Here is a 22,561-nt window from a genome sequence, read left to right as displayed (position 1 = left end):
AGCAAAGAAAGGGCACACTCATCCGCTAACCCAAGCCCGATGCCCATGCCCTTTCCTCACCTCTTACCTCCCCACCAGCGGACGCGCAGTCTCTTTCCTCAACGCCTCCGTCAATGCCTGACAAATCTCCAACGACTGCCATGTAGCCCAGGCCTTGTCCGCCAGTGGTCGCGAAAGCATGTCGCAAAGTTGCGCATTGGTCTCGAACGCGGAGGTCAAGGCCGCCGCGAGGTGCGCCAGGGCATCCTCGATATCGGCGTCCGGGCAGATGCTGAATAGTGGAGGGTGAGCATCGCTGCATGAGCCGAAGTGGGTCTGCACGGTGACTCGGCGAGGCTGCGGGGAGGGTGGGTCTGGAACGATTTTTTTCATTGTGCAACTCCTTAGGCCTGAAGGAGTCGCCACGCAAGGTGACCAAACGATGGGTGGCGACTGTGACACAGGTTGGTCAACCGGGGCCTAAGGATACCGGCGCGCCCGAGGGCGCCCTGCGCACAGCCGCCATGAGCGATATGCCAGCCACGAAAAAGCGCCCGCAAAATCGGAATGGGGCGCTTTGTGCGCCTTAGACCCAGGTGACCAAACCTGATCGCTGATGTGCAGCGACCGGCGAAGCCTAGGACCCGATTTCCAAGCGCGCAACGGCTGAACAGGCGGAAAAGTATGCTTGGGAAATTGCCTACATAAAAGTCGGATATCAGTGAAGCGCTGTAGGCCAATACAGCACCACCCGTACGTCTTTTACGCCAGACACCTCCGCCAAATCCCTCAATCAGCATCCGCCTCGAACAACCGCTCCAGATCCAGCCGCGCTTCCTTGGCGGTCTGCATCACCTTGGCCTTGTCATCCCGCACCCGGCCCTGGGCGGCGAGGACTTCCTCGTCGTGCCGGGTAAAGCGCTGGATTCGGTCCGCCGCCTGCGCCTCGCTCAGACCCAGGCCAACCAAAGTCATGCGGCTCATTTCCAGGCTGGAATGGAAGGTCTCGCGAATCGGCTCGGCGCCCACGTCCACCAGCTTGTGCACGTGCTGGCGGTTACGCGCCCGGGCCAGGACCTTGAGGTGCGGGTACATCTGCTTGACCCGCTCGGCGGTGCGCGTGGTGGTCTCCGGGTCGTCGGTGGTGATGACGAAATACTCGGCCTCGCCAACCTTGGCCGCATGCAGCACTTCCGGGCGCTGCGGGTCGCCGTAGAACACCGGGACCTGCTCGAACATGCGGGTCATCTCGATGGCATCCACCGAAGTCTCCAGGGCGATGAAGGGCACCTTCTGCGCCCGCAGGATGCGGGCGACGATCTGGCCCATGCGGCCCATGCCAACGATCACCACCCGCGGTGCATCGGTGCTGATGTTCTTGTATTGCTCCGGCACTTCGCGCACGGCTTGCGGACGCTTGCCCAGGCGGGCGCAACCGAGCAGCAGCAACGGCGTGACGGCCATGGACAGGGTGATGGTCATCAGCAGCACGTCGAAGGTCAGGGCATCGAACAGGCCCTGGTCGCGACCCAGCTTGAACACCACGAAGGCGAACTCACCACCGGCCGCCAGGACCACCCCCAGGCGCAGGGCACTGACGTTGTTGAGGCCGCCGGCGAAGCGTCCGACCAACATCAGCAGCGGTAGTTTGACCGCCACCAGCAACAGGGTCAGGCCGATCAGCAGCAGGGGCATTTCCAGCAGCAGGCCGAGGTTGGCGCCCATGCCCACGCTGATGAAGAACAGCCCCAGCAGCAGGCCCTTGAACGGTTCGATCTGCGATTCCAGTTCATGCCGGTATTCCGAGTCCGCTAGCAGCAGACCGGCAAGGAAGGCGCCGAGGGCCATGGAAATCCCCGCTTCCTCCATCAGCCAGGCGGTGCCGATCACTACCAGCAATGCGGTGGCGGTGGACACTTCCGGCAGCCCGGTGCGGGCCACGGTGCGAAACAGCGGACGCAGCAGGTAACGCCCGCCGACGATAACGATGGCGATGCTGCCGAACACCCGCAGGCCATGTTCCAGGCTGTCGCCATGGCTGGTGTCCGGGCCTGCCGCAGCGAGCAGCGGCACCAGGGCGATCAGCGGGATCGCGGCGATGTCCTGGAACAGCAGGATGGCGAAGGCCAGACGGCCGTGGGGCGCGTTGAGCTGCTTGCTTTCGGCCAGGCTTTGCAGACCCAGGGCGGTGGACGACAGGGCCAGGCCGAGACCGAGGACGACCGCGGCAGGGAGCGACTGGGCAAAGCCGAACAGGGCGATGGCACCGATCACCGCACCGGTCAGCAGGACCTGGGCCAGGCCGACGCCGAACACCGATTTGCGCATCAGCCACAGGCGCCGTGGCGACAGTTCCAGTCCGATGATGAACAGCAGCAGGACCACGCCCAGCTCGGAAATGTGCGCGACGCTCTGGGTGTCGCGGATCAGGCCCAGGGCTTGCGGGCCGATGACCACCCCGGCCAGCAGGTAGCCGAGCACGGCGCCCAGTTGCAGGCGTTTGGCCAGGGGAACGGTGATGACGGCGGCGACCAGGAAGATCACCGCGGTTTGCAGCAGGCTGCCTTCGTGTGGCATTGGACGGTCTCCATGAACTGCATGAGGCAGCGTTTGACGTGAAAGTCCTGGCATTGTCTGCCTGGCGCTTGCGGCAGACAATCCGTCTTCATGGAGATTGATTGTCCCGTATCAGGGGACAATCCCGGCTCAGTACTCCGCGATCACCTCATCGGTACCGGCCTTGGTCAGGCCGATGACCTGGTAGGCGTCCTTGTGGTCGCCCATTTCCATGCCTGGCGAGCCCATGGGCATGCCTGGAACGGCGATGCCCTTGAGGTCGGGGCGCTTGCCGAGGATGGCGATCTGTTCGGCCGGTACATGGCCTTCGATGAACTGGCCGTTGATCACGCCGGTATGGCACGAGGCCAGGCGCGGGGCCACGCCGAGCTTCTGCTTCACCGCGCTCATGTTCGGCTCGACATGGTCATTGACGGTGTAGCCGTTGTCGCGCAGGTGGCTGATCCATTCCTTGCAGCAGCCGCAGTTGGGGTCGCGGTAGACGTCGATGGTCTGCGCGGCCTGGGCCAGGCTGCTCAGGGCCAGCAGGCCGAGGATGGCCAGTTTGTTTTTCAGCATGGTTTGTTCTCCTTTGAATTCTGTGTTGCCTGTCAGGGCCTCATCGCCGGCAACGCCGGCTCCCACAGGGTCCATGGTCAGCTCAATTCCCTGTGGGAGCCGGCGTTGCCGGCGATAGGGGCGACACGGTCTAGAACCTCAACCTGATCCCGGCCACCCAGCGGGTCTGGCCGATATCGCCGTCTTCGGCGCGGATCATGTCGGCACTCTCGCCATAGCTCCGATTGAAGGTCACCCCCACGTAAGGCGCAAACCCCGGGGTGATCTCATAGCGCAAGCGCAGCCCGGCCTCGCTGTCGGCCAGCCCGGCACCCTGGCCGCGCCCGGCATCGTCACGCCCGTAGAAATTGGCTTCCAGGCTCGGTTCCAGGCGCCAGCGTTGGGTCAGCAGGATAGCGTAGGACGTTTCCAGGCGCAGCGCGGTCTGTTGTCGCTCGCCCGCGTACAGCGTGGCTTCCAGCTCCATGCCGTACAGCGGCGTACCCTGCACGCCGAAGGCCGCCCAGGCCTGGCCGCTGCCGGGCTTGAAGTCCTGGCGCAGCCCGCCGACCACTTCCCACCAGGGGCTGAAGGCATGGCCCCACAGCGCCTGCAACTCCGCCTTGTGGGTGCGCCCCTGTTCCCGCTCTCCCTCGGTGCGCAGCCAGAGCCGGTCGATATCGCCGCCGATCCAGGCGTTGGCGTTCCAGTTCAGGGCGCTGGCGTTCTCGACGTTCTGGTACTCCAGTTGCTCGACCGTCACCGCCCAGTTGATCTGTCGGTCATGCACCTGGTGCCCGGGCAGGGGCGGGAAGGCGGCCTGGCGGTCGGCGTCGCTGATGGGCTTGAGCGGCGTGCGCGGTTGCTGCACGGGGGCGTGGTTCATGCCCGCATGATTCATGGTGCCGTGGTCCATGCCCTGCATGTTCATCGCACCGTGGTCCATGCCCGAGTGGTCCATGGCCGCCGCGCGGATTTCTTCGCTGCCGAGCAGCAACAGCAGGGCCATGCCGCCGAGCAGCGGTCGGTTGAGTCGTTCATTCATCGACGCGCACCTCGCGGAACATCCCGGTCTCCATGTGGTAGAGCAGGTGGCAGTGATAGGCCCAGCGGCCCAGGGCATCGGCGCTGACCCTGTAGCTGCGGCGGCTGCCCGGCGGCATGTCGATGGTGTGCTTGCGCACCTTGAAGCGCCCGTGTTCGTCCTCCAGGTCGCTCCACAGGCCATGCAGGTGGATGGGGTGGGCCATCATGGTGTCGTTCACCAGGGTGATGCGCAGGCGCTCGCCGTATTTCAGGCGCAGCGGCTCGGCGTCGGAGAAGCGGATGCCGTTGAACGACCAGACGAAGCGCTCCATGTGCCCGGTCAGGTGCAGCTCGATTTCCCGTCCCGGCTCGCGGCCATCGGGGTCGGGGAATGTGCTGTTCAGGTCGGCATAGGTCAGCACCCGGCGCCCGTTGTCGCGCAGGCCCAGGCCAGGATCGGCCAGGTTGGCCTTGGGCATCATGGTTTGCATGTCCACCAGCGGATTACCGGTTTCCGAGGCCGGGTGCGCTTGCATGCCCATGCTCATGCCCGGCATGGCGTGGCCCATGGCGGCGTGATCCATGCCGGCCATGCTGCCGTGGTCCATTCCCGCCATATCGCCATGGCCCATGTCGGCCATGCTCAGCACCGGCTTGCGCTCCAGCGCCGGGATCGGCGCGCTCAGGCCGTGGCTGCGGGCCAGGGTGCCGCGGGCATAGCCGCTGCGGTCCATGCTCTGGGCGAACAGGGTGTAGGCCGGCTGATCGCCCACGGTGACCAGCACGTCATAGGTTTCCGCCACCGCCAGGCGCAGTTCGTCGACCGTCACCGGCTGCACCGGCTGGCCGTCGGCGGCGATCACGGTGAGTTTCAGGCCGGGAATGCGGAAGTCGAAGTACGTCATGGCCGAGCCGTTGATCAGGCGCAGGCGCAAGGTTTCGCCAGGCCGGAACAGGCAGGTGAAATTGCCGTCCGGGGGCTGGCCATTGAGCAGGTAGGTGTAGGTGGCGGCGCTGATATCGGCGATATCGGTGGGCGTCATGTGCATCAGCGCCCACTCCTTGCGGTTGGCCAGGGTCGCCGACCAGCCGTCGCGGGCCACGTCGTCAATGAAGTCGCCGAGGGTGCGTTGCTGGCGGTTGTAGTAGTCGGACTGTTTCTTCAGTTGCGCCAGCAGGGCCTTGGGCGACTCGTCGCTCCAGTCGCTGAGCAGCAGCACGCAGTCGCGCTGGTAGACGTGGGGCTCCGGGGTCTTCGGCTCGATCACAATGGCACCGTACACCCCGGCCTGTTCCTGCAGCCCGGAATGGCTGTGATACCAGTAGGTGCCGTGCTGCTCCAGGGTAAAGCGGTAGAGGTAATCGCCACCGGGCTCGATGCCGGCGAAGCTCAGGCCGGGCACGCCGTCCATGTTGGCCGGGAGGATGATCCCGTGCCAGTGCAGCGAGGTGTCTTCTTCCAGGCGATTGCGCACCCGCAGGGTCACCGTGTCGCCTTCGCGCCAGCGCAGCACCGGGCCGGGCAGGCTGTTGTTGATGGTCAGCGCGGTGCGTGGCTTGCCGGTGATATTGACCGCGGTCTGGCCGATGAACAGCTCGAAATGCTGGCCGTCCAGTTCAACGAAATCGTGCGGCCCGCGGGCCCAGGCGGGCGGGCGCCAGAGGCCGAGGCCGCCGAGGGCACCGACTGCGGCCAGGCCCTTGACGAAGCTGCGGCGGGTAGGAAGGTGGGGCATGGGGTTGTCAGTCCATCAACGGGGATGGCTGACCATAATCCGACGCGGCTGACAGCAAACTGAGGTTTGAATTACAGATTTGTCAGGGAGAAAATACCCGCCCGCTCGGTCAGTGGTTCAGGCCGGGTGAGTCAAGGGGATCCAACGTTCGTGTTGCACCAGGAGTCGCAATGGACAAGGTCATCATCATTACCGGAGGCAGTCGCGGCATAGGCGCCGCCACTGCGCTGCTGGCCGCGCGCCAGGGCTACCGGATCTGCATCAACTACCACGCCGACGATGAAGCGGCCCAGCGGGTGCTGGCCCAGGTGCGCGAACTCGGCGCCGAGGCCATCGCGGTGCGCGCCGACGCCAGTGTCGAGGACGAGGTGATCAGCCTGTTCCAGCGGGTCGACCACGAGCTGGGGCGGGTCACGGCGCTGGTCAACAATGCCGGGACCATCGGCCAGCAGAGCCGGGTCGACGAAATGTCGGAATTCCGCCTGCTCAAGGTGATGAAGACCAATGTGGTCGGGCCGATGCTCTGCGCCAAGCACGCGCTGGCGCGGATGTCGACGCGCCATGGCGGCAGCGGCGGGGCCATCGTCAACGTCTCCTCGGTCGCCGCGCGGCTGGGCTCGCCCAACGAATATGTTGATTACGCCGCCTCCAAGGGCGCCCTGGACACCTTCACCCTCGGCCTGGCCAAGGAAGTGGCGGGGGAGGGCGTGCGGGTCAACGGCGTGCGGCCGGGCTACATCTTCACCGACTTCCACGCTCTCAGCGGCGACCCGGATCGGGTACGCAAGCTGGAGCCGGGGATCCCCATGGGCCGCGGCGGGCAGGCCGAGGAAGTGGCCGAGGCGATCATCTGGTTGCTGTCGGACAAGGCGTCGTATTCGACGGGGAGCTTCATCGATCTGGGGGGTGGGCGGTAGGAGCGTGGCTTGCCCGCGACGACATGGGTATCTACATGTTTTTTGAAGCCGACGCGGTCGGTGTGGGAGCGGATTCATCCGCGAAGGGCTGCACAGCAGCCCCAAGACCATCCAGCACGAGTGACCTGCCTTGAACCGGCATCTCATTCTGACTCTGGAGCTGTTGAATGTTGGAGCTCGGTCCAGCAGAGAGAAGGTGCTTGATGGATTCAGGGCTGCTGCGCAGCCCATCGCGGATGAATCCGCTCCCACACCGATGGCATCGTCTGCCTCGAACTCACCCCTTCAACATCGACTCCACCCGCTCCACCAGCCCCTGCAAACCGAACGGCTTGGTCATCACGCTCATCCCCGGCGCCAGTTGCCCGTCGCTCAAGGCGGCGCTTTCGTCGTAACCGGTGATGAACAGCACCGGTAGCTGCGGATGGATCTTGCGCACCGCCTGCGCCAGTTGCCGACCGCTGAGCCCGCCAGGCAGGCCGATATCGCTGATCAGCAGGTCTGGTGGCGGGCTGTTCTGCAAGGCTGGTAGAGCCAGTACGCCGCTTTCGTAGATGTCGATGTGGTACCCCGACTCTTCCAGCACTTCGCTGATCACCATGCCCAAGGTCTGCTGGTCCTCGACCAGGACGATGCGCACGCCAGCAACAGGGTCCGCCTGTCTGTGCTGGTCGTGCAGGGTTTCGGCACGGCCCGCCTGCTGATGGTGGCGCGGCAGGTACAGCTCGATCCGCGTGCCCTGGCCCGGCGCGGTGATGATGCGCAGTTGCCCACCGGACTGACGAACGAAGCCGTAGGCCATGGACAGACCAAGCCCGGTGCCCTGGCCCAAGGGCTTGGTGGTGAAGAACGGATCGATGGCCCGTGCCGCGACATCCGCCGACATGCCCAGGCCATTGTCGGCGACGCTCACGCGCAGGTAGGGACCGGCGGCGAGATCCAGCGGGCGACCGCGCTCTTCGTCGAGTTCGAGATTATCGATGGCGATTTCGATCAAGCCGCCCTGGGGCAAGGCATCCCGAGCATTGATGCACAGGTTGAGCAGGGCGCTTTCCAGTTGTGGCGGGTCGATGAAGGTTGGCCACGGATCGTCGGCAAAGCGGCAGCGCACTTCGATGGCCGGGCCGACACTACGTTGGATCAGCTCCTGCATGCCACGCAGCAGGCTGCCGATATCGGTGGCCTGGGGCTGCAGGGTCTGCTGCCGGGAGAACGCCAGCAGGCGATGGACCAGCGAGGCAGCACGCTGCGCTGAGTTGCTGGCGGCATCGAGCAACGGCACGAGCTCGGCAACGCGTTGTTGATGCAGGCGCTGGCGCATCAGTTCATGGGCACCGAGGATGCCGCCGAGCAGGTTGTTGAAGTCATGGGCGATGCCACCGGTGAGCTGGCCCACCGCTTCCATTTTCTGCGCCTGGCGCAGGGCTTGCTCGGCGCGCAGCAGGCGCTGCTGTTCTTCGACCCGGGCGCTGATGTCGTAAGCGAACAGGTAGGCGGCGCGCAACTCGCCAGTGTCGCCATGCAGCGAGTTGAAGCGCAGTTCGTAATGACGACGGCGATCACCCGCTCCGAACTCGGCCGTCTCGATGAATACCTCCCCGGCCAATGCCCGATGCCACAGCTCCAGAGCGCGGGTGCAGTCGGCAGGTGCGCGGCGCAGGCTGTGCTCGACGCTGTCGCCGATGCTCGGCACCTCGTCGTAGAGGTAGTGGAAGTCCTTCAGCGATTGCTGGTTGAGCGCCATCCAGCGCAGGTCGGGACCGACCACCTGGACGCAGGCGACACTGCTGTCCACCAGCCGGGCCAGCAACTGGCGCTCGGCCAGCGCATCGACGACCCGCTGTTCAAGCTTCTCGTTGAGCCCCTGCAGGGCGCGTTCGGCTCGGCGCCGCTCGGTGACGTCCTTGAACAGCACGGCCACCTGCTTGCGCTCGGCCGGCTCGATACGGAAGGTGGTCACCGACAGCACACGGCCGGTGGCCACCAGTTCCTGCTCGAATTGCAAGGGTTCGCCGGTGCGCAGCACGGCACCATAGCGGGCGACCCAGTCATCAGCCTCGTCGGCCACCATTTCCCGCAGTTTCTGCCCGACCACGTTGGGGATCCCCGCGTGGCGGGCATAAGCGGCGTTGGCCAGCACATGGATGTAGTCGCTCAGCGGGCCATGGGGGCCGTCGAAGAATTCGATGACGCAGAAACCTTCGTCCATGGTGTCGAAGAGAAAACGGTAGAAGTCCTCGTCCAGCCTCGGTTGCTGCGCCTGTTGTTGTTCAAGGACGGCATTGCGCCGTTGCAGTTCCTGAATTTGCAGGCGCAGTGCATCGAGTTCGCTGGAAGGCATGGAAGGGTCCGGGTGCAAGCCAATTTCGCCACTTTAGACTGCCGGTCGTCCGGCGGCTAGAAGGAGCGTACGATCCGTCCGAGTGTTTCCATGGCTTTTTCCGATTGTTCGGTCCACGGGCTGCCGTAATTCAAACGGATGCAATGGCGGAAGCGCCGGGTCGGCGAGAAGATCGGTCCCGGGGCGATGCTGATGCCCTGGGCCAGGGCCATCTGGAACAGCTTCAGCGAATCCATGTTCTCCGGCAGCTCCAGCCAGAGGAAGTAGCCCCCGGCCGGATGACTGACCCGCACCGAGGTCGGGAAGTGCCGGGCGATGGCGGCGAGCATGGCGTTCTTCTGTTCTTCCAGGGCGTAACGCAGGCGGCGCAGGTGGCGGTCGTAGCCGCCGTGCTGGAGGTAATCGGCGATCGCCGCCTGGGCCGGCATCGAGGCGCACAACGAGGTCATCAGCTTCAGCCGCTCGATCTTCTGCGCAAAGCGTCCGGCGGCCACCCAGCCGATGCGATAGCCCGGCGCCAGGCTCTTGGAAAACGAGCTGCAATGCATCACCAGGCCCTCGGTGTCGAAAGCCTTGGCCGGCTTCGGTGCCTGCTGGGCGTAATACAGCTCGGCGTAGACATCGTCCTCGATCAACGGCACCTGGTGCTGGCGTAGCAAGGCCACCAGCGCCTGCTTTTTTTCCTCCGGCACGCTGGCACCCACCGGGTTCTGGAAGTTGGTCATGCACCACACGGCCTTGACCGGATGCCGCTCCAGGGTCTGGGCCAGCACATTCAGGTCGATACCCTCGCGCGGGTGCACGGGAATCTCCACGGCCTTGAGCTTGAGCCGTTCCAGCACTTGCAGGCAGGCATAGAAGGCCGGCGCTTCGATCGCCACCAGGTCGCCCGGTTCGGTGACCGCCTGCAGGCACAGGTTCAGTGCTTCCAGGGCGCCATTGGTGATCAGCAGTTCTTCCATCGGCAGCATCAGCCCGCCGACCATGTAGCGCAGGGCAATCTGCCGGCGCAGTTGCGGGTTGCCCGGCGACAGGTCGGTGACCACCATGCGCGGATCCATGTCGCGGGTCGCGCTGGCCAGGGAGCGGGCCAGGCGTTGCAGGGGGAACAGGGTCGGGCTGGGAAAGGCCGAACCGAAGGGCACGGTGTGCGGGTCCTTGATCGATTCGAGGATGGAAAACACCAGCTCGCTGACGTCCACCTCGGTGGATTCGCTGGCCGGCTCGTCGATCCTTGGCTCGCTGAACGGCTTCGGCGCATGGGCGTTGACGAAATACCCCGAGCGCGGCCGCGCGCGGATCAGCCCGCGCCGCTCCAGCAGGTAATAGGCCTGGAACACCGTGGACGGGCTGACCCCGTGGGTCTGGCTGGCATAGCGCACCGACGGCACCCGCTGGCCGGGGCCGAGGACCCCGGTGTAGATCAGTTCGGCAATGTCGTCGGCGAATTTCTCGTAGCGTTTCATCATGGCTCTGCTGGTTCGAAGTGCACGCAGTGTAGGGGATCAGCGGTTCAGCGGGGCAACGAAGCGGCTGCGGGCCACGGCGCGGATATCCGGCTGGTCGCTGTCCACCAGTTCGAAGTCGAGTTCCTCGGAGCTGCTGGTGGCGCGCTCACCGAGCATCGCCACCGACACCGGCAGCTCGGCCATTTCCCCGGCCGGGATGCTGAAGCGGGTCTGGCCATGCAGTTCGAAGCCCTCGGCATCCAGCAGGCGCAGTTGGTAGCTCTGGGTCGACTGGGTCTTGTTGATGACCTTGAGCACGTAGATGTTCTCGATCTGGCCCTTGGCGTTCTCGCGGAACAGGCCGCGGTCCTTGATCACGTCCATGGACAGCATCGGCCGCTCATGCAGGGCAACGGCCAGGGCGCCGATCATCACTACCAGCACGGTCACATAGCCCAACAGGCGCGGCCGCAGCCAGTGGGTGCGACCGCCTTGCAGGCTGTGCTCGGACTTGTAGCCGATCAGGCCGCGGGGGTAGTTCATCTTGTCCATGATGCTGTCGCAGGCGTCGATGCAGGCGGCGCAGCCGATGCATTCCATTTGCAGGCCATCGCGGATGTCGATGCCGGTGGGGCAGACCTGCACGCACATCGTGCAGTCGATGCAGTCGCCGAGTCCGGCAGCTTTGTAGTCCTGGTCCTTCTTGCGCGTGCCACGGTTCTCGCCGCGGCGCGGGTCATAGGCTACAGCGAGGGTGTCCTTGTCGAACATCACGCTCTGGAAACGGGCGTAGGGGCACATGTGCATGCATACCGCCTCGCGCATCCAGCCGGCGTTGATGTAGGTGGCGCCGGTGAAGAACAGGATCCAGAACAGGCTGACGCCGCCGGCCTGGAGGGTGAAGAGTTCTTCGGCCAGGGGGCGGATCGGCGTGAAATAGCCGACGAAGGTCAGGCCGGTAAGCACGCTGATGGCCAGCCACAGCGTGTGCTTGAGGGCGCGGCGGGCCAGCTTGTTCGGGCCCCAGGCAGCCTTGTCCAGTTTCATGCGCTGGTTGCGGTCGCCCTCGGTGACCTTTTCACACCACATGAACAGCCAGGTCCAGGTGCTCTGCGGGCAGGTGTAGCCGCACCAGACCCGCCCGGCGAACACGGTGATGGCGAACAGGCCGAAGGCGCAGATGATCAGCAGCGCCGAGAGCAGGATGAAGTCCTGCGGCCAGAAGGTGGCGCCGAAGATATGGAACTTGCTTTCCGCCAGGTCCCAGAGCACCGCTTGGCGCCCGCCCCAGTTCAGCCAGGCGGTGGCGAAGAACAGCAGGAACAGAAAGCCTGCGCCGCCCAGGCGCAGGTTGCGGTACAGGCCGGTGAAACTGCGGGTGTAGATGTGTCCGTCGCTGCTGGCGGCCTTCTTCTTGCGGGACGGCTCGGCAACTTCAACGATCTGGACTGGAATAGGTTCGCTCATGGTTCGTCGCTCATCAGGCCTCGATCAGGCCGGATCACTATGGCGAGCCATCTGTTTGCAGAACAGATTCAGGTATTCAGATAAAAACCGTATCAGATTGCCGGTAAAACAGCTGCGAGCCTTAGATTATCGAGCCCGGAGCGCTGCTCTTCAGATGCCTGCGACCATCCACCGCACCGGCCACGGTGAGCGCATCGGCCTCGGTTTCGGTGATCGGCACGCGCTTGCCGGCCAGTTCGGCGACGGACATGCGCAGGTGCTCGTCGGTCAGCACCTGCACCTCTCTTGCGTCGCCTTCGACGTTCAGGTCGTCGCCGATCAGGGTGCAGCGCTGGGTGGTTTCATCGATACGGATGGGCATGGTGGCGTTCCTCGAACAATGGGCCAGGCAGATTTCCTGTGGGAGCGAGCTCGCTCGCGAAGGGCTGCAACGCAGCCCCAGGGATCTACAGGGTGTGACCCCGGCCCGCACCTGGATGCTGGCCCCGACCGATCAGCGGTCGAATCGCACTTCGGCGAAGCGCTCGTTGTCCACCGGATAACTGCCCTGACAAGGAAACCGCCATGGACGCCTGGTTACATGAGGTGTGGCTGACGCTGGTGGCGGAGTTCGCCGACATCACCGATGCGAAACAACTGACCCAGGTGTCGGTGCGCCTGTTGATGGCGGCGCTGCTTGGCGCCGTGCTTGGCTTCGAGCGCGAGATGAAGGGCAAAGCGGCCGGGGTGCGCACCCATATGCTGGTGGCGATCGGTGCGGCGCTGTTCGTCCTGGTGCCGCGCATGGCCGGAGCCGATGATGCGGCGTTGAGCCGGGTGGTGCAGGGGATCGTCGCCGGGATCGGCTTCCTCGGCGCCGGCACCATCCTCAAGGGCCACGACCTCGACGCCAGTCATGTCAAGGGCCTGACCACCGCCGCCGGGCTGTGGATGACCGCCGCCATTGGCGTTGCTGCCGGCATGGGGCGGGAGGCCACGGCGCTGCTCAGCACCTTGCTGGCGCTAGCGGTGTTCGCGGTCATGCCTTGGGTAGTGAATCTGTTCGAGGACGAGGAGCACAGGAAAGCGGAGAAGGAGAAAAAACGCGGGGCCTGAATGCACTGAGGGGAGCCGAAGCTCCCCTCAAAGATTGTTGCGTGCTCTTTTTTTGTTATTGGAGGGCGGTCTATTGTTGTTTTTGGCAACCGTTGCCTCTTCTTGCTGTTTTTGTGCGATCCCCATCCGGGATCAAGAGCAAACGTATTTTTTTGAGCGCTGATCGACCTTCATCATTGCTGATCCAACCGTGACGGGCGCTACCTTGAGGTAGTTTTATTGTTCTCTGTCTGGTTGCGGGGCACGCCCCCGAAAAGCCATCCACTTCAAAAAAATCAGTTAGCTTCGTCTCTGCCGTATTGTTCTTGTTATGTCAGATCCGGTACGTCTTGTTCTTATTGGGTTTGCCGCATTTTTTATTCTTGTTGTGCCAGAGATATAGCAGGTGCCGTGCCAACTTTTTAAAACCCAATGAAATCAAGGGTTTGGCGGTTTGCATGAAAAATCCGGCACGGGAAAAACCGCTGATTTGTTTCCGTGTTACCCGGAATTTCCCTGGGCAGTGGGAAGGAGGTAACACTTTGTGACCGACTGCACAGTGTTACCCCCATTTTTTCAGCAGGCGTTGCGTGCCCGTGCTACCCGCGAGCCGCTGGCGCGCCCGAGCACCGCGCTGATGCGCTGGCCGGCGGCAATCAGCTTGTCCAGGTCGATACCGGTCTCGATGCCCAGGCCTTGCAGCATGTACAGCACATCCTCGCTGGCCACGTTGCCGCTGGCGCCCTTGGCGTAGGGGCAGCCGCCGAGGCCGGCGACCGAGCTGTCGAACACCTGGATGCCTTCGAGCAGGCTGGCGTAGACATTGGCCAGGGCCTGGCCATAGGTGTCGTGGAAATGCCCGGCCAGTTGCGGGCGCGGGACCTGGGCGCCGACCACGTTGAACAGGTGGCGGGTGGCGCCCGGGGTGCCGGTGCCGATGGTGTCGCCCAGGGACACTTCATAGCAGCCCATCTCGTACAGCTCGCGAGCCACCGCAGCGACCTGGGCCGCGTCCACCTGGCCTTCGTACGGGCAGCCGAGCACGCAGGACACATAGCCGCGCACCCGCACACCGTGCAGGCGCGCGGCCTCCATGATCGGCACGAAGCGTTGCAGGCTGTCGCTGATCGAGCAGTTGATATTGCGCTGGGAGAAGGCCTCGGAGGCGGCGGCGAACACCGCGACTTCCTTGACCCCGGCGCCGAGGGCGTCCTCGAAGCCGCGCATGTTCGGCGCCAGGGCGGCGTAGGTCACCCCCGGCTGCTGGCGGATCCCGGCGAAGACCTCGGCCGAACCGGCCATCTGCGGGACCCATTTCGGCGAGACGAAGCTGCCGACTTCCACATAGGACAGACCGGCCTCGGTCAGGTCGTCGACCAGGCGCACCTTGTCGGCGACGCTGATGGGTTGGGCTTCGTTCTGCAGGCCGTCGCGGGGACCGACTTCGACCAGACGCACTTTGGCGGGCAATGGCATGGCGGGGGCTTCCTGGTGGGGCTCAATGGCCGTTGTTGTTCTGTTTGTTCAGGGTGGTGGCCAGCGCTTGCTGGCAGCGTTCTTCGGCGGTATCCAGTTCCAGCTGCATCTGCTGGATGTCCAGCAGTTGCTGTTCCAGCTGGGCGCGGCGCTCGGCGATCTTCGCCAGCATGCTGTTGAGCTGCTTGGTATTGCCGCTGCTGGGGTCGTACAGCTCGATCAGCTCGCGGCATTCGGCGAGGGAAAAGCCGATGCGCTTGCCGCGCAGGATGAGTTTCAGGCTGACCTTGTCGCGGGCCGAATAGACCCGCTCCAGGCCGCGCCGCTCGGGGCTGAGCAGGCCTTGTTCCTCGTAGAAGCGGATCGCCCGGGTGGTGATGTCCAATTCGCGGGACAGGTCGGAAATGCTGTAGGTCTGGCTGCTCATGGGCGGGGCTCTGGTGTGAAGGCAATGGCGCCTAACCTAAAGCCAGGTTGACGTATACGTCAAGGTGACTGGCGGTGTCCTTCAGGCCATTTATCGCTGGCAAGCCAGCTCCCACAGGGTTTTGCAGCGACTCGGACCCTGTGGGAGCTGGCTTGCCAGCGATAAATGGCCCAGACAGCCTCTATTGACCTGTCATCCGCCGAATAACTTCCCACAACCGCACATCCTCGAAATCCGCCACCACCAACTGCGCCCCCGCCGCCATCAACGCCTCGGCCGTCTGGCTGGTGGACAAGCCCACGGTAAAGATCCCCGCACCACTGGCTGCCTTCACCCCCGGTACAGAATCCTCGAAGGCCAGCGCCCGATCCGCCTGTGCCCCCAGGCGCTGCAAGCCGGTGAGGTAGGGCAGCGGATCCGGCTTGGCCTTCGGCAACTCCTCGGCCACCAGCACATGTTCGAAACGCCCCTCCAGGTCCAGCGCCTTGAGCATGTGCTCGGCATTGGCCCGTGGCGCATTGGTCACCACCGCCATGCCGATGCCGTGCCCTTCGGCGTACTCCAGCAGGCGGACCAGGCCGGGAGTCGGTTGCAGGGTCGGCGACAATTCGCGAAAGCGCGCTTCCTTGCGGTCGGCGAAGGCCAGGTGCTCGCCCAGCGGGCGATCGGGAAACAGGTAGCGGCACAGGTCGGCATTGGCCCGCCCGCTGATGTGCGCCTCGAATTCCGCCTCGGTGAGCGTGCGGCCGTCCTCATGGAGCAACTGCTGCATGGCCAGCAGGTGGAGCTTGTCGGTATCGGCGAGGGTGCCGTCGAGGTCGAAGAGCAGGGCGTCGAGCATGGTGCGGATCCGTAAAACGATAAGTGACCATCATACCCACCGATCGACGGGACTGGTCAGCGGGATACGAAAAGAGTACAAATGTACCCCATGACCAGACTCTCTCCCAAACGCAGTGCCATCCTCACCTTCATCCGCGACCGTATCAGCGGGGAAGGGCGGCCGCCGAGCCTCGCCGATATCGCCCAGGCCTTCGGCTTTGCCTCGCGCAGCGTGGCGCGCAAGCATGTTCAGGCCCTGTGCGAGGCCGGCTTTATCGAAGTCACCCCGAACCAGGCACGCAGCATTCGTCTGGCCGGGCCCCTGCGCCGCCCCGAAGTGCTGGAAATTCCCGTGCTCGGCCAGGTGGCCGCCGGCCGGCCGATCGGTCCGGACGTGGATATCCACGAGCAACTGATGCTCGATGCCCACCTGTTCAGCCGCAGCCCGGACTACCTGCTCAAGGTCCGCGGCGACTCGATGATCGACGACGGCATTCTTGACGGCGACCTGGTCGGCATCCGCCAGCAGTCCGATCCGCGCAACGGCCAGATCGTCGTTGCCCGCCTCGATGGCGAGGTGACCATCAAGCGTTTCGAGCGCGCCAAGGGCCACTACCGCCTGCTGCCGCGCAACCCGGCCTATGAGCCGATCATCGTCGGGCCCGAGCGCGACTTCGTCATCGAAGGCGTGTTCTGCGGCCTGGTAAGGCGTGACTGATGGGCGCCGTGCTCAGCCTCGACGGGCTGCTCGATACCCGGCGTGTCTGGAAGGGCCGGCCGGTTGTCGAGGATCACGGCCTGCAACCCACCGGGCATGCCGCGCTGGACGCGGTACTCCCCGGCGGCGGCTGGCCGGCGGCGGCCCTCAGCGAGCTGTTGCTGGCGGAGGAGGGCGCGGGTGAGCTGCAACTGCTCTGGCCCAGCCTGGCGCGCCTGAGTTCGGCCGGCGAGCGGGTGGTACTGGTGGCGCCACCCTTCATTCCCTACCCGCCGGCCTGGCAGGCGGCGGGCGTCGATCTGCGCTGGCTGTCGGTGATCGAGGCGGACAGCCAGCAAAGCCTGTGGGCTGCCGAGCAATGCCTGCGTTCCGGCAGTTGCGCCGCAGTGCTGTGCTGGCCACAGCGGGCTGACGACCGTGCGCTGCGGCGCTTGCAGGTGGCCGCGGAAACCGGCCAGGCCCTGGCCTTCGCCTGCCGCGATCACAGCGCGGCGCTCAATCCGTCGCCTGCCGCCTTGCGTATCGCCATCGATACCCGTCCGGCGCAATGGCGGGTGCTCAAGTGTCGCGGCGGCCTGGCGCCGAGCCGGCCGGTCAGCGCCAGCGGACACGCGGGGTGACGCGCCGTGCTCTGGGCCTGCATCCTGTTGCCGCAACTGGCGCTCGACAGCGTCCTGCGCGGGCGTGACGACGCTGACCAACCGCTGGTGCTGCTCACCGGCCCGACCAATCGCCGGGTATTGCAGGCGGTCAATCCGGCCGCTCGCGCCCTCGGTCTGCGTGCCGGGCAGAGTCTGACCACGGCCCAGGCCCTGGCACAGGGTTTCGCCACGGTCGAGCACGATCCCGCCGCCACCGAGCGCCAGCAGCAACTGCTTGCCGCCTGGGCCTATCGCTTCAGTTCCCAGGTCAGCCTGCATTACCCCCGCGCCCTGTTGCTGGAAGTGCAATCCAGCCTCGGCCTGTTCGGGCCCTGGCCGAAGTTCGAGGCGCGTTTGCGCGCGGAATTGCAGGCCCTGGGTTTCAGCCACCGTATCGTCCTGGCCAGCAACCCGGTGGCCGCGCGCATGCTGGCCAACGCCCATGACGGACTGGCCGCCAGTGATGAACAGAGCACCCGAGCGGCTTTGGCCGCCATGCCTATCGATCGCCTGGGCTTGCCGGTGGAGGCTGCCACTGCCTTCAAGCGCATGGGGCTGCGTCAGCTCGACCAGGTGCTGGCATTGCCTCGGCAAACCCTGGCCCGGCGTTTCGCCGCAGAGGTGCAGCTGCATCTGGACCGCCTGCTCGGCCTGCGTGCCATGGCCCTGGATTGTTACCTGCCGCCGGATCGCTTCGAGGCGCGCCTGGAGCTGAATTTCGATGTGGAGTCCAATCAGGCGCTGCTGTTCCCGTTGCGGCGGATGATCGACGATCTGGCTGCCTTTCTCGCCGGCCGCGATGCCGGAGTACAGCGCTTCAGCCTGTTCCTGGAGCATGCCGAGGGCGCCGACAGCCTGCTGCAGATCGGCCTGCTGGCGGCCGAGCGTGATGCCGGGCGGCTGCTGGAGCTGGCCCGTGGTCGCCTCGAACAGTTGAGCCTGCGCGCAGCGGTGCGCAACCTGCGCCTCGTTGCCGAGGAGTTGCCGGCCTTCGTGCCCCTGGCCGGCGAGTTGTTCTCGGCCCGGGCCCAGCAACAGCAGGGCTGGGAGCAGTTGCGCGAGCGCCTGCGTGCGCGCCTGGGCGATGAGGCTGTGCGCAGCGTCGGCGTGGTGGCCGATCACCGCCCGGAATGCGCCTGGCGCAGCGCCGAGGTCGCGGCGGCCTCCGTTGCCTGCCCGGCACCGCGCCCCGGCTGGTTGCTGGAGCAGCCCCGAGCCCTGCCGCTGGAGGGCCTGCGCCTGCTGGCCGGACCGGAGCGTATCGAGTCCGGCTGGTGGGACGGCGGTGATGTACGCCGCGACTACTACCTGGTGGAAACCATTGCTGGCCAGCGCGGCTGGGCCTATCGCCAGCTGGGCGAGCCCAGGGATGGCCCGCTCTGGCTGCAAGGCTGGTTTGCATGAGCGGCTATGCCGAGTTGCACTGCCTGTCGAACTTCAGTTTCCAGCGCGGTGCCTCCAGTGCCCTGGAGCTGTTCGGTCGGGCGAAACAGCAGGGTTACAAGGCCCTGGCGATTACCGACGAATGCACCCTGGCCGGTATCGTCCGGGCCTGGCAGGCGGCGGGCGAGGTCAAGCTGCCGCTGATCGTCGGCAGCGAAATACGCGTGGAAAACGGCCCGAAGCTGGTGCTGCTGGTGGAAAACCTCAAGGGCTACCAGCGTTTGTGCGGGCTGATCACCAAGGCCCGCCGGCGGGCGGAAAAAGGCCATTACCAGGTGCTGGCGGACGACTTCGAGCCGGGTATGGATGGCCTGCTGGCGTTGTGGGTTCCCGATAGCACGGACGATCCGGCGCCCGGCCGCTGGCTGCGGGACATCTTCGGCGAACGCCTGTGGCTGGCGGTCCACCTGCATCACGGGCATGACGACCGCCAGCGCCTGCACGACCTGCTGGCCCTGGCCGGAGAGCTGGATATTCGCCCGGTAGCCTGCGGCGACGTGCATATGCACAGCCGCGGGCGGCGGGCCTTGCAGGACTGCATGACCGCTATCCGCCATCACACCACGGTCGCCGAGGCCGGGCACCGCCTGTTTGCCAATGGCGAGCGCCACCTGCGCAGCGTCGAGCAACTGGCTGCGCTGTACCCGGCGGCCTTGCTGGAAGAAACCACGCGGATCGCCGCGCGCTGCACCTTCGAGCTCAAGCGCGATATCAACTACCAGTACCCTCACGAGATCGTGCCGCCGCAGCACAATGCCGCCAGTTGGCTGCGTGAATTGTGCGAGCGGCGCATTCCCCGGCGCTGGCCGGCGGGTATCAGCGAAGACAACCGCAAGGCGCTGGAACACGAACTGGAGCTGATCACCGATCTGCACTACGAGTCCTACTTCCTCACGGTCTACGACATCGTCAATTTCGCCCGCGGGCAGGGCATCCTCTGTCAGGGCCGCGGTTCGGCGGCCAACTCGGTGGTGTGCTTCGTGCTGGGCATCACCGAGCTCGACCCGGCCCGCAGCAACCTGCTGTTCGAGCGCTTTCTTTCCCGCGAGCGCGACGAGCCGCCGGATATCGACGTGGATTTCGAGCACGACCGCCGCGAAGAAGTCCTGCAATACGTGTTCAATCGCTATGGCCGCCATCGCGCCGCATTGACCGCAGTGGTCAGCAGCTATCACGCCTCCGGCGCGGTGCGCGATATCGGCCGGGTGCTGGGCCTGCCGCCGGACCAACTGGGCGCCTTGTCCGATTGCTGCGGGCGCTGGAGCGACCGGGTACCGTCCGCCGAGCGCCTGGTGGAAGCCGGCTTCGACCCGGACAGCCCCTTGCTGCATCGGGTGCTGACCCTGACCGGCGAACTGATGGGTTTTCCCCGGCATCTGTCCCAGCACCCGGGTGGTTTCGTGATCAGCGAGCAGCCGCTGGATACCCTGGTACCGGTAGAAAACGCCGCCATGGACGAGCGCACGGTGATCCAGTGGGACAAGGATGACCTCGACATGATGGGCCTGCTCAAGGTCGATGTGCTGGCCTTGGGCATGCTCAGCGCCCTGCGCCGCTGTTTCGATCTTTATCACCGGCACCGCGGCCAGCGCCTGACCATCGCCAGCATCCCGGCCGATGACGAACCGACCTACGACATGATCTGCCGCGCCGACACCATCGGCGTGTTCCAGATCGAGTCGCGGGCGCAGATGGCCATGTTGCCTCGCCTGCGTCCACGCGAGTTCTACGACCTGGTGATCCAGGTGGCGATCGTGCGGCCGGGGCCGATCCAGGGCGATATGGTCCATCCCTATCTGCGCAGGCGAAACGGGGAAGAAGAGGTGGTCTATCCCTCGGAGAAGCTCAGGGCGGTGTTCGAACGGACTCTTGGTGTACCGCTGTTCCAGGAGCAGGTCATGTCCCTGGCCATCGTCGCCGCCGACTTCACCCCCGGCGAGGCCGACGAACTGCGCCGCTCCATGGCCGCCTGGAAGCGCCACGGCGGCCTCGACCCGCACCGCGAGCGGCTGACCCAGGGCATGCTGCGCAACGGCTACGAGCTGGAATTCGCCGAGCGCATCTTCGAACAGATCAAGGGCTTCGGCAGCTACGGCTTCCCCGAGTCCCACGCCGCCAGTTTCGCCCTGCTGACCTACGCCAGTTGCTGGCTCAAGTGCCATGAGCCGGCGATCTTCGCCTGCGCCCTGATCAACAGCTGGCCCATGGGCTTCTACAGCCCGGACCAGATCCTCCAGGACGCGCGCCGCCATCACATCGAGATCCGTCCGGTGGATGTCCATCACAGTCATTGGGATTGCACCCTGGAGGCGGGCGAGGGCGGGGCGCTGGCCCTGCGCATCGGCCTGCGGCAGATCCGTGGGTTTCGCGAGGAGGATGCCTTGCGCCTGGGGCGGGTGCGCGACGTGCGGGTATTTCGCGATGTCAGTGACTTGTGCCTGCGCGCCGAACTCGACGGCCGTGCCCGCGACCTGCTGGCCGATGCCGGCGCCCTGGCGGCACTGGCCGGGCACCGTTACCAGGCGCGTTGGGAAGTGGCGGCGGTGCAGGCGCAACTGCCACTGTTCGCCGCCGTCGAGCCGACGCCGGAAGTGGCGGTGGCCTTGCCGGCACCGAGCGTGGGCGAAGACCTGTTCGCCGACTACGACACCGTCGGCACTACCCTCGGCCCCCATCCGCTGAGCCTGCTGCGTCGACGCTTGGCCGGCCTGGGCTGCCGCAGTTCACGGGCGCTGGACGATGTCGCCCATGGCGACAGCATCAGCGTGGCCGGGCTGGTGGTCGGCCGGCAGCGGCCGCAGACCGCCAGCGGCGTGACCTTCGTCACCCTGGAAGACGAGTTCGGCATGCTCAATGTGGTGGTCTGGCGCGACCTGGCCGAGCGCCAGCGCAGGGTTCTGGTGGGCTCGCGCCTGATGCAGGTGCGCGGCAAGCTGGAATTCGCCGATGGCGTGCGCCATCTGATCGCCCGGCGCCTGGAGGATCTCAGCCCGCTATTGAGCGGGCTGGATGTGCGCAGCAGGGACTTTCACTGAGGCTCAGACCATCGCCAGGCGCTGCTTGCGGGTCGGCGCGGGGAAGGCCTGGTCGAGGGCCAGCAGGTCCTGGTCGTCCAGCACCAGCTTGCCTGCGGCAGCATTGAGCTGCACATGGCGGGGCTCCACGGCCTTGGGAATGGCGATCACACCGTCGTCACGGGTGACCCAGGCCAGGCTGACCTGGGCCGGGGTCACGCCATGGCGTTCGGCGATTTGCGCCAGGACCGGGTGGCGCAGCAGGCGCCCGGCCTGGGCCAGCGGGCAGTAGGCCATGACCGGTACCCCGTGATCGCGGCACCAGGGCAGCAGGTCGAATTCGATGCCGCGCTGCTCCGGGTTGTACAGCACCTGGTTGGTGGCGCAGGCCGGGTTGGCCAGTTCGTCCATGTCGGCGGTATCGAAGTTCGACACGCCCCAGCGCCCGATCTTGCCGGCCTCGCGCAGGCGCTCGAAGGCGTCTACGGTTTCCTCCAGCGGGTACTGGCCGCGCCAGTGCAGCAGGTAGAGATCGATGTGCTCCGTGCCGAGGCGTTGCAGGCTGCGTTCGCAGGCGGCGATGGCACCCTTGCGGCTGGCGTTGTGCGGATAGACCTTGCTGACCAGGAAGACCTGATCGCGACGGCCTTGCAGGGCTTCGCCGACCACTTCCTCGGCGCCGCCTTCGGCATACATCTCCGCGGTGTCGATCAGGGTCAGGCCGAGATCGATGCCTTGCTGCAGGGCGGCGACTTCGCGTCGGCGCAGGCCCGGGTCCTCGCCCATGTACCAGGTGCCTTGGCCAATCACCGGGACCTGGTGGTTGCCGAGTGTTGTCTTCTTCATCTATGAACTCCTCCTGAATTTTTTGTGCTGCTGATGGCCTTATCGCCAGCAATGCTGGCTCCCACAAGGACT

General features: G+C 65.5%; 19 protein-coding genes. 6 read left to right on the top strand and 13 right to left on the bottom strand.

The window, feature by feature from the left end; all coding sequences use genetic code 11:
• Window positions 1-63 precede the first annotated feature (63 nt).
• The 5 genes from ACODSK_RS15060 to ACODSK_RS15040 form a co-directional block, all read right to left on the bottom strand.
• Window positions 64-372, bottom strand: coding sequence for a hypothetical protein (locus ACODSK_RS15060; protein ID WP_489017155.1), 309 nt, complete (start codon window positions 370-372; stop codon window positions 64-66).
• Between the two features lie 396 nt (window positions 373-768).
• A complete protein-coding gene (locus tag ACODSK_RS15055) occupies window positions 769-2,556 on the bottom strand; it encodes a monovalent cation:proton antiporter-2 (CPA2) family protein (protein ID WP_489017153.1) in 1,788 nt (595 codons plus the stop codon).
• A gap of 129 nt (window positions 2,557-2,685) precedes the next feature.
• Window positions 2,686-3,114, bottom strand: coding sequence for a DUF411 domain-containing protein (locus ACODSK_RS15050; protein ID WP_489017151.1), 429 nt, complete (start codon window positions 3,112-3,114; stop codon window positions 2,686-2,688).
• A 130-nt stretch (window positions 3,115-3,244) separates the two neighbouring features.
• Entirely contained in the window at window positions 3,245-4,138 is an 894-nt protein-coding gene (locus tag ACODSK_RS15045) for a copper resistance protein B (RefSeq protein ID WP_489017149.1), read from the bottom strand.
• The gene (locus ACODSK_RS15040) at window positions 4,131-5,855 is read right to left on the bottom strand and encodes a copper resistance system multicopper oxidase (protein WP_489017148.1); all 1,725 of its coding nucleotides are present in this window, start codon (window positions 5,853-5,855) and stop codon (window positions 4,131-4,133) included. Before ACODSK_RS15040 ends, ACODSK_RS15045 begins: the two co-directional genes overlap by 8 nt.
• Window positions 5,856-6,025: 170 nt before the next feature.
• Between ACODSK_RS15040 and ACODSK_RS15035 the strand changes: the two genes are divergently transcribed.
• On the top strand, window positions 6,026-6,772 hold the full coding sequence (locus ACODSK_RS15035) for an SDR family oxidoreductase (RefSeq protein ID WP_489017147.1): 747 nt from the start codon (window positions 6,026-6,028) through the stop codon (window positions 6,770-6,772).
• A 277-nt stretch (window positions 6,773-7,049) separates the two neighbouring features.
• Here the strand turns inward: ACODSK_RS15035 and ACODSK_RS15030 are convergent, their stop codons facing one another.
• From ACODSK_RS15030 to ACODSK_RS15015, 4 genes are all read right to left on the bottom strand, one after another.
• Window positions 7,050-9,113: a PAS domain-containing protein gene (locus ACODSK_RS15030; protein ID WP_489017145.1), complete on the bottom strand. Its 2,064-nt coding sequence runs from the start codon at window positions 9,111-9,113 to the stop codon at window positions 7,050-7,052.
• Between the two features lie 56 nt (window positions 9,114-9,169).
• Entirely contained in the window at window positions 9,170-10,579 is a 1,410-nt protein-coding gene (gene mapR / locus ACODSK_RS15025; protein ID WP_489017168.1) for a GntR family transcriptional regulator MpaR, read from the bottom strand.
• 39 nt (window positions 10,580-10,618) lie between these two features.
• On the bottom strand, window positions 10,619-12,028 hold the full coding sequence (gene ccoG / locus ACODSK_RS15020; RefSeq protein ID WP_489017143.1) for a cytochrome c oxidase accessory protein CcoG: 1,410 nt from the start codon (window positions 12,026-12,028) through the stop codon (window positions 10,619-10,621).
• A 121-nt stretch (window positions 12,029-12,149) separates the two neighbouring features.
• Complete coding sequence (locus ACODSK_RS15015; protein ID WP_489017141.1) at window positions 12,150-12,389, bottom strand: DUF3203 family protein; 240 nt, start codon at window positions 12,387-12,389, stop codon at window positions 12,150-12,152.
• A gap of 203 nt (window positions 12,390-12,592) precedes the next feature.
• Here ACODSK_RS15015 and ACODSK_RS15010 point away from each other — a divergent pair, with 203 nt between their 5' ends.
• A complete protein-coding gene (locus tag ACODSK_RS15010) occupies window positions 12,593-13,123 on the top strand; it encodes an MgtC/SapB family protein (RefSeq protein ID WP_489017140.1) in 531 nt (176 codons plus the stop codon).
• Window positions 13,124-13,678: 555 nt separating this feature from the next.
• Here ACODSK_RS15010 and ACODSK_RS15005 read toward each other — a convergent pair.
• The 3 genes from ACODSK_RS15005 to ACODSK_RS14995 all read right to left on the bottom strand — a co-directional run bounded on the left by ACODSK_RS15005 (window position 13,679) and on the right by ACODSK_RS14995 (window position 15,846).
• Window positions 13,679-14,578: a hydroxymethylglutaryl-CoA lyase gene (locus ACODSK_RS15005; protein ID WP_489017138.1), complete on the bottom strand. Its 900-nt coding sequence runs from the start codon at window positions 14,576-14,578 to the stop codon at window positions 13,679-13,681.
• Between the two features lie 22 nt (window positions 14,579-14,600).
• Entirely contained in the window at window positions 14,601-15,005 is a 405-nt protein-coding gene (locus tag ACODSK_RS15000) for a MerR family transcriptional regulator (protein WP_489017136.1), read from the bottom strand.
• 181 nt (window positions 15,006-15,186) lie between these two features.
• On the bottom strand, window positions 15,187-15,846 hold the full coding sequence (locus tag ACODSK_RS14995; RefSeq protein WP_489017134.1) for an HAD family hydrolase: 660 nt from the start codon (window positions 15,844-15,846) through the stop codon (window positions 15,187-15,189).
• Between the two features lie 81 nt (window positions 15,847-15,927).
• Here ACODSK_RS14995 and lexA point away from each other — a divergent pair, with 81 nt between their 5' ends.
• From lexA to ACODSK_RS14975, 4 genes are read left to right on the top strand one after another with little or no spacing between them, the layout of a single operon-like run.
• A complete protein-coding gene (lexA, locus tag ACODSK_RS14990; protein ID WP_489017133.1) occupies window positions 15,928-16,545 on the top strand; it encodes a transcriptional repressor LexA in 618 nt (205 codons plus the stop codon).
• Complete coding sequence (gene imuA, locus ACODSK_RS14985) at window positions 16,545-17,165, top strand: translesion DNA synthesis-associated protein ImuA (RefSeq protein WP_489017131.1); 621 nt, start codon at window positions 16,545-16,547, stop codon at window positions 17,163-17,165. Before lexA ends, imuA begins: the two co-directional genes overlap by 1 nt.
• A 6-nt stretch (window positions 17,166-17,171) precedes the next feature.
• Window positions 17,172-18,590: a Y-family DNA polymerase gene (locus ACODSK_RS14980; protein ID WP_489017130.1), complete on the top strand. Its 1,419-nt coding sequence runs from the start codon at window positions 17,172-17,174 to the stop codon at window positions 18,588-18,590.
• The gene (locus ACODSK_RS14975) at window positions 18,566-21,664 is read left to right on the top strand and encodes an error-prone DNA polymerase (protein WP_489017166.1); all 3,099 of its coding nucleotides are present in this window, start codon (window positions 18,566-18,568) and stop codon (window positions 21,662-21,664) included. Before ACODSK_RS14980 ends, ACODSK_RS14975 begins: the two co-directional genes overlap by 25 nt.
• Before the next feature lie 3 nt (window positions 21,665-21,667).
• Here the strand turns inward: ACODSK_RS14975 and ACODSK_RS14970 are convergent, their stop codons facing one another.
• Window positions 21,668-22,489: an aldo/keto reductase gene (locus ACODSK_RS14970; protein WP_489017128.1), complete on the bottom strand. Its 822-nt coding sequence runs from the start codon at window positions 22,487-22,489 to the stop codon at window positions 21,668-21,670.
• Window positions 22,490-22,561 lie beyond the last annotated feature (72 nt).

This window comes from Pseudomonas sp. FG98 (genome assembly GCF_057808595.1).
Note: the sequence above shows the minus strand (reverse complement) of the source record. Positions and strands in the feature narration are given on the sequence as shown.

Bases quoted from the DNA above. Each gene is read 5' to 3' on its own strand.
- ACODSK_RS15060 (WP_489017155.1), bottom strand. From the start codon at position 372: ATGAAAAAAATCGTTCCAGACCCACCCTCCCCGCAGCCTCGCCGAGTC.
- ACODSK_RS15010 (WP_489017140.1), top strand. From the start codon at position 12,593: ATGGACGCCTGGTTACATGAGGTGTGGCTGACGCTGGTGGCGGAGTTC.
- lexA (WP_489017133.1), top strand. From the start codon at position 15,928: ATGTACCCCATGACCAGACTCTCTCCCAAACGCAGTGCCATCCTCACC.
- ACODSK_RS15045 (WP_489017149.1), bottom strand. From the start codon at position 4,138: ATGAATGAACGACTCAACCGACCGCTGCTCGGCGGCATGGCCCTGCTG.
- ACODSK_RS15035 (WP_489017147.1), top strand. From the start codon at position 6,026: ATGGACAAGGTCATCATCATTACCGGAGGCAGTCGCGGCATAGGCGCC.
- ACODSK_RS15000 (WP_489017136.1), bottom strand. From the start codon at position 15,005: ATGAGCAGCCAGACCTACAGCATTTCCGACCTGTCCCGCGAATTGGAC.
- imuA (WP_489017131.1), top strand. From the start codon at position 16,545: ATGGGCGCCGTGCTCAGCCTCGACGGGCTGCTCGATACCCGGCGTGTC.
- ACODSK_RS15015 (WP_489017141.1), bottom strand. From the start codon at position 12,389: ATGCCCATCCGTATCGATGAAACCACCCAGCGCTGCACCCTGATCGGC.
- ACODSK_RS15040 (WP_489017148.1), bottom strand. From the start codon at position 5,855: ATGCCCCACCTTCCTACCCGCCGCAGCTTCGTCAAGGGCCTGGCCGCA.
- ACODSK_RS15055 (WP_489017153.1), bottom strand. From the start codon at position 2,556: ATGCCACACGAAGGCAGCCTGCTGCAAACCGCGGTGATCTTCCTGGTC.
- ACODSK_RS15030 (WP_489017145.1), bottom strand. From the start codon at position 9,113: ATGCCTTCCAGCGAACTCGATGCACTGCGCCTGCAAATTCAGGAACTG.
- ACODSK_RS14995 (WP_489017134.1), bottom strand. From the start codon at position 15,846: ATGCTCGACGCCCTGCTCTTCGACCTCGACGGCACCCTCGCCGATACC.
- ACODSK_RS15005 (WP_489017138.1), bottom strand. From the start codon at position 14,578: ATGCCATTGCCCGCCAAAGTGCGTCTGGTCGAAGTCGGTCCCCGCGAC.
- ACODSK_RS15050 (WP_489017151.1), bottom strand. From the start codon at position 3,114: ATGCTGAAAAACAAACTGGCCATCCTCGGCCTGCTGGCCCTGAGCAGC.
- mapR (WP_489017168.1), bottom strand. From the start codon at position 10,579: ATGAAACGCTACGAGAAATTCGCCGACGACATTGCCGAACTGATCTAC.
- ACODSK_RS14970 (WP_489017128.1), bottom strand. From the start codon at position 22,489: ATGAAGAAGACAACACTCGGCAACCACCAGGTCCCGGTGATTGGCCAA.
- ccoG (WP_489017143.1), bottom strand. From the start codon at position 12,028: ATGAGCGAACCTATTCCAGTCCAGATCGTTGAAGTTGCCGAGCCGTCC.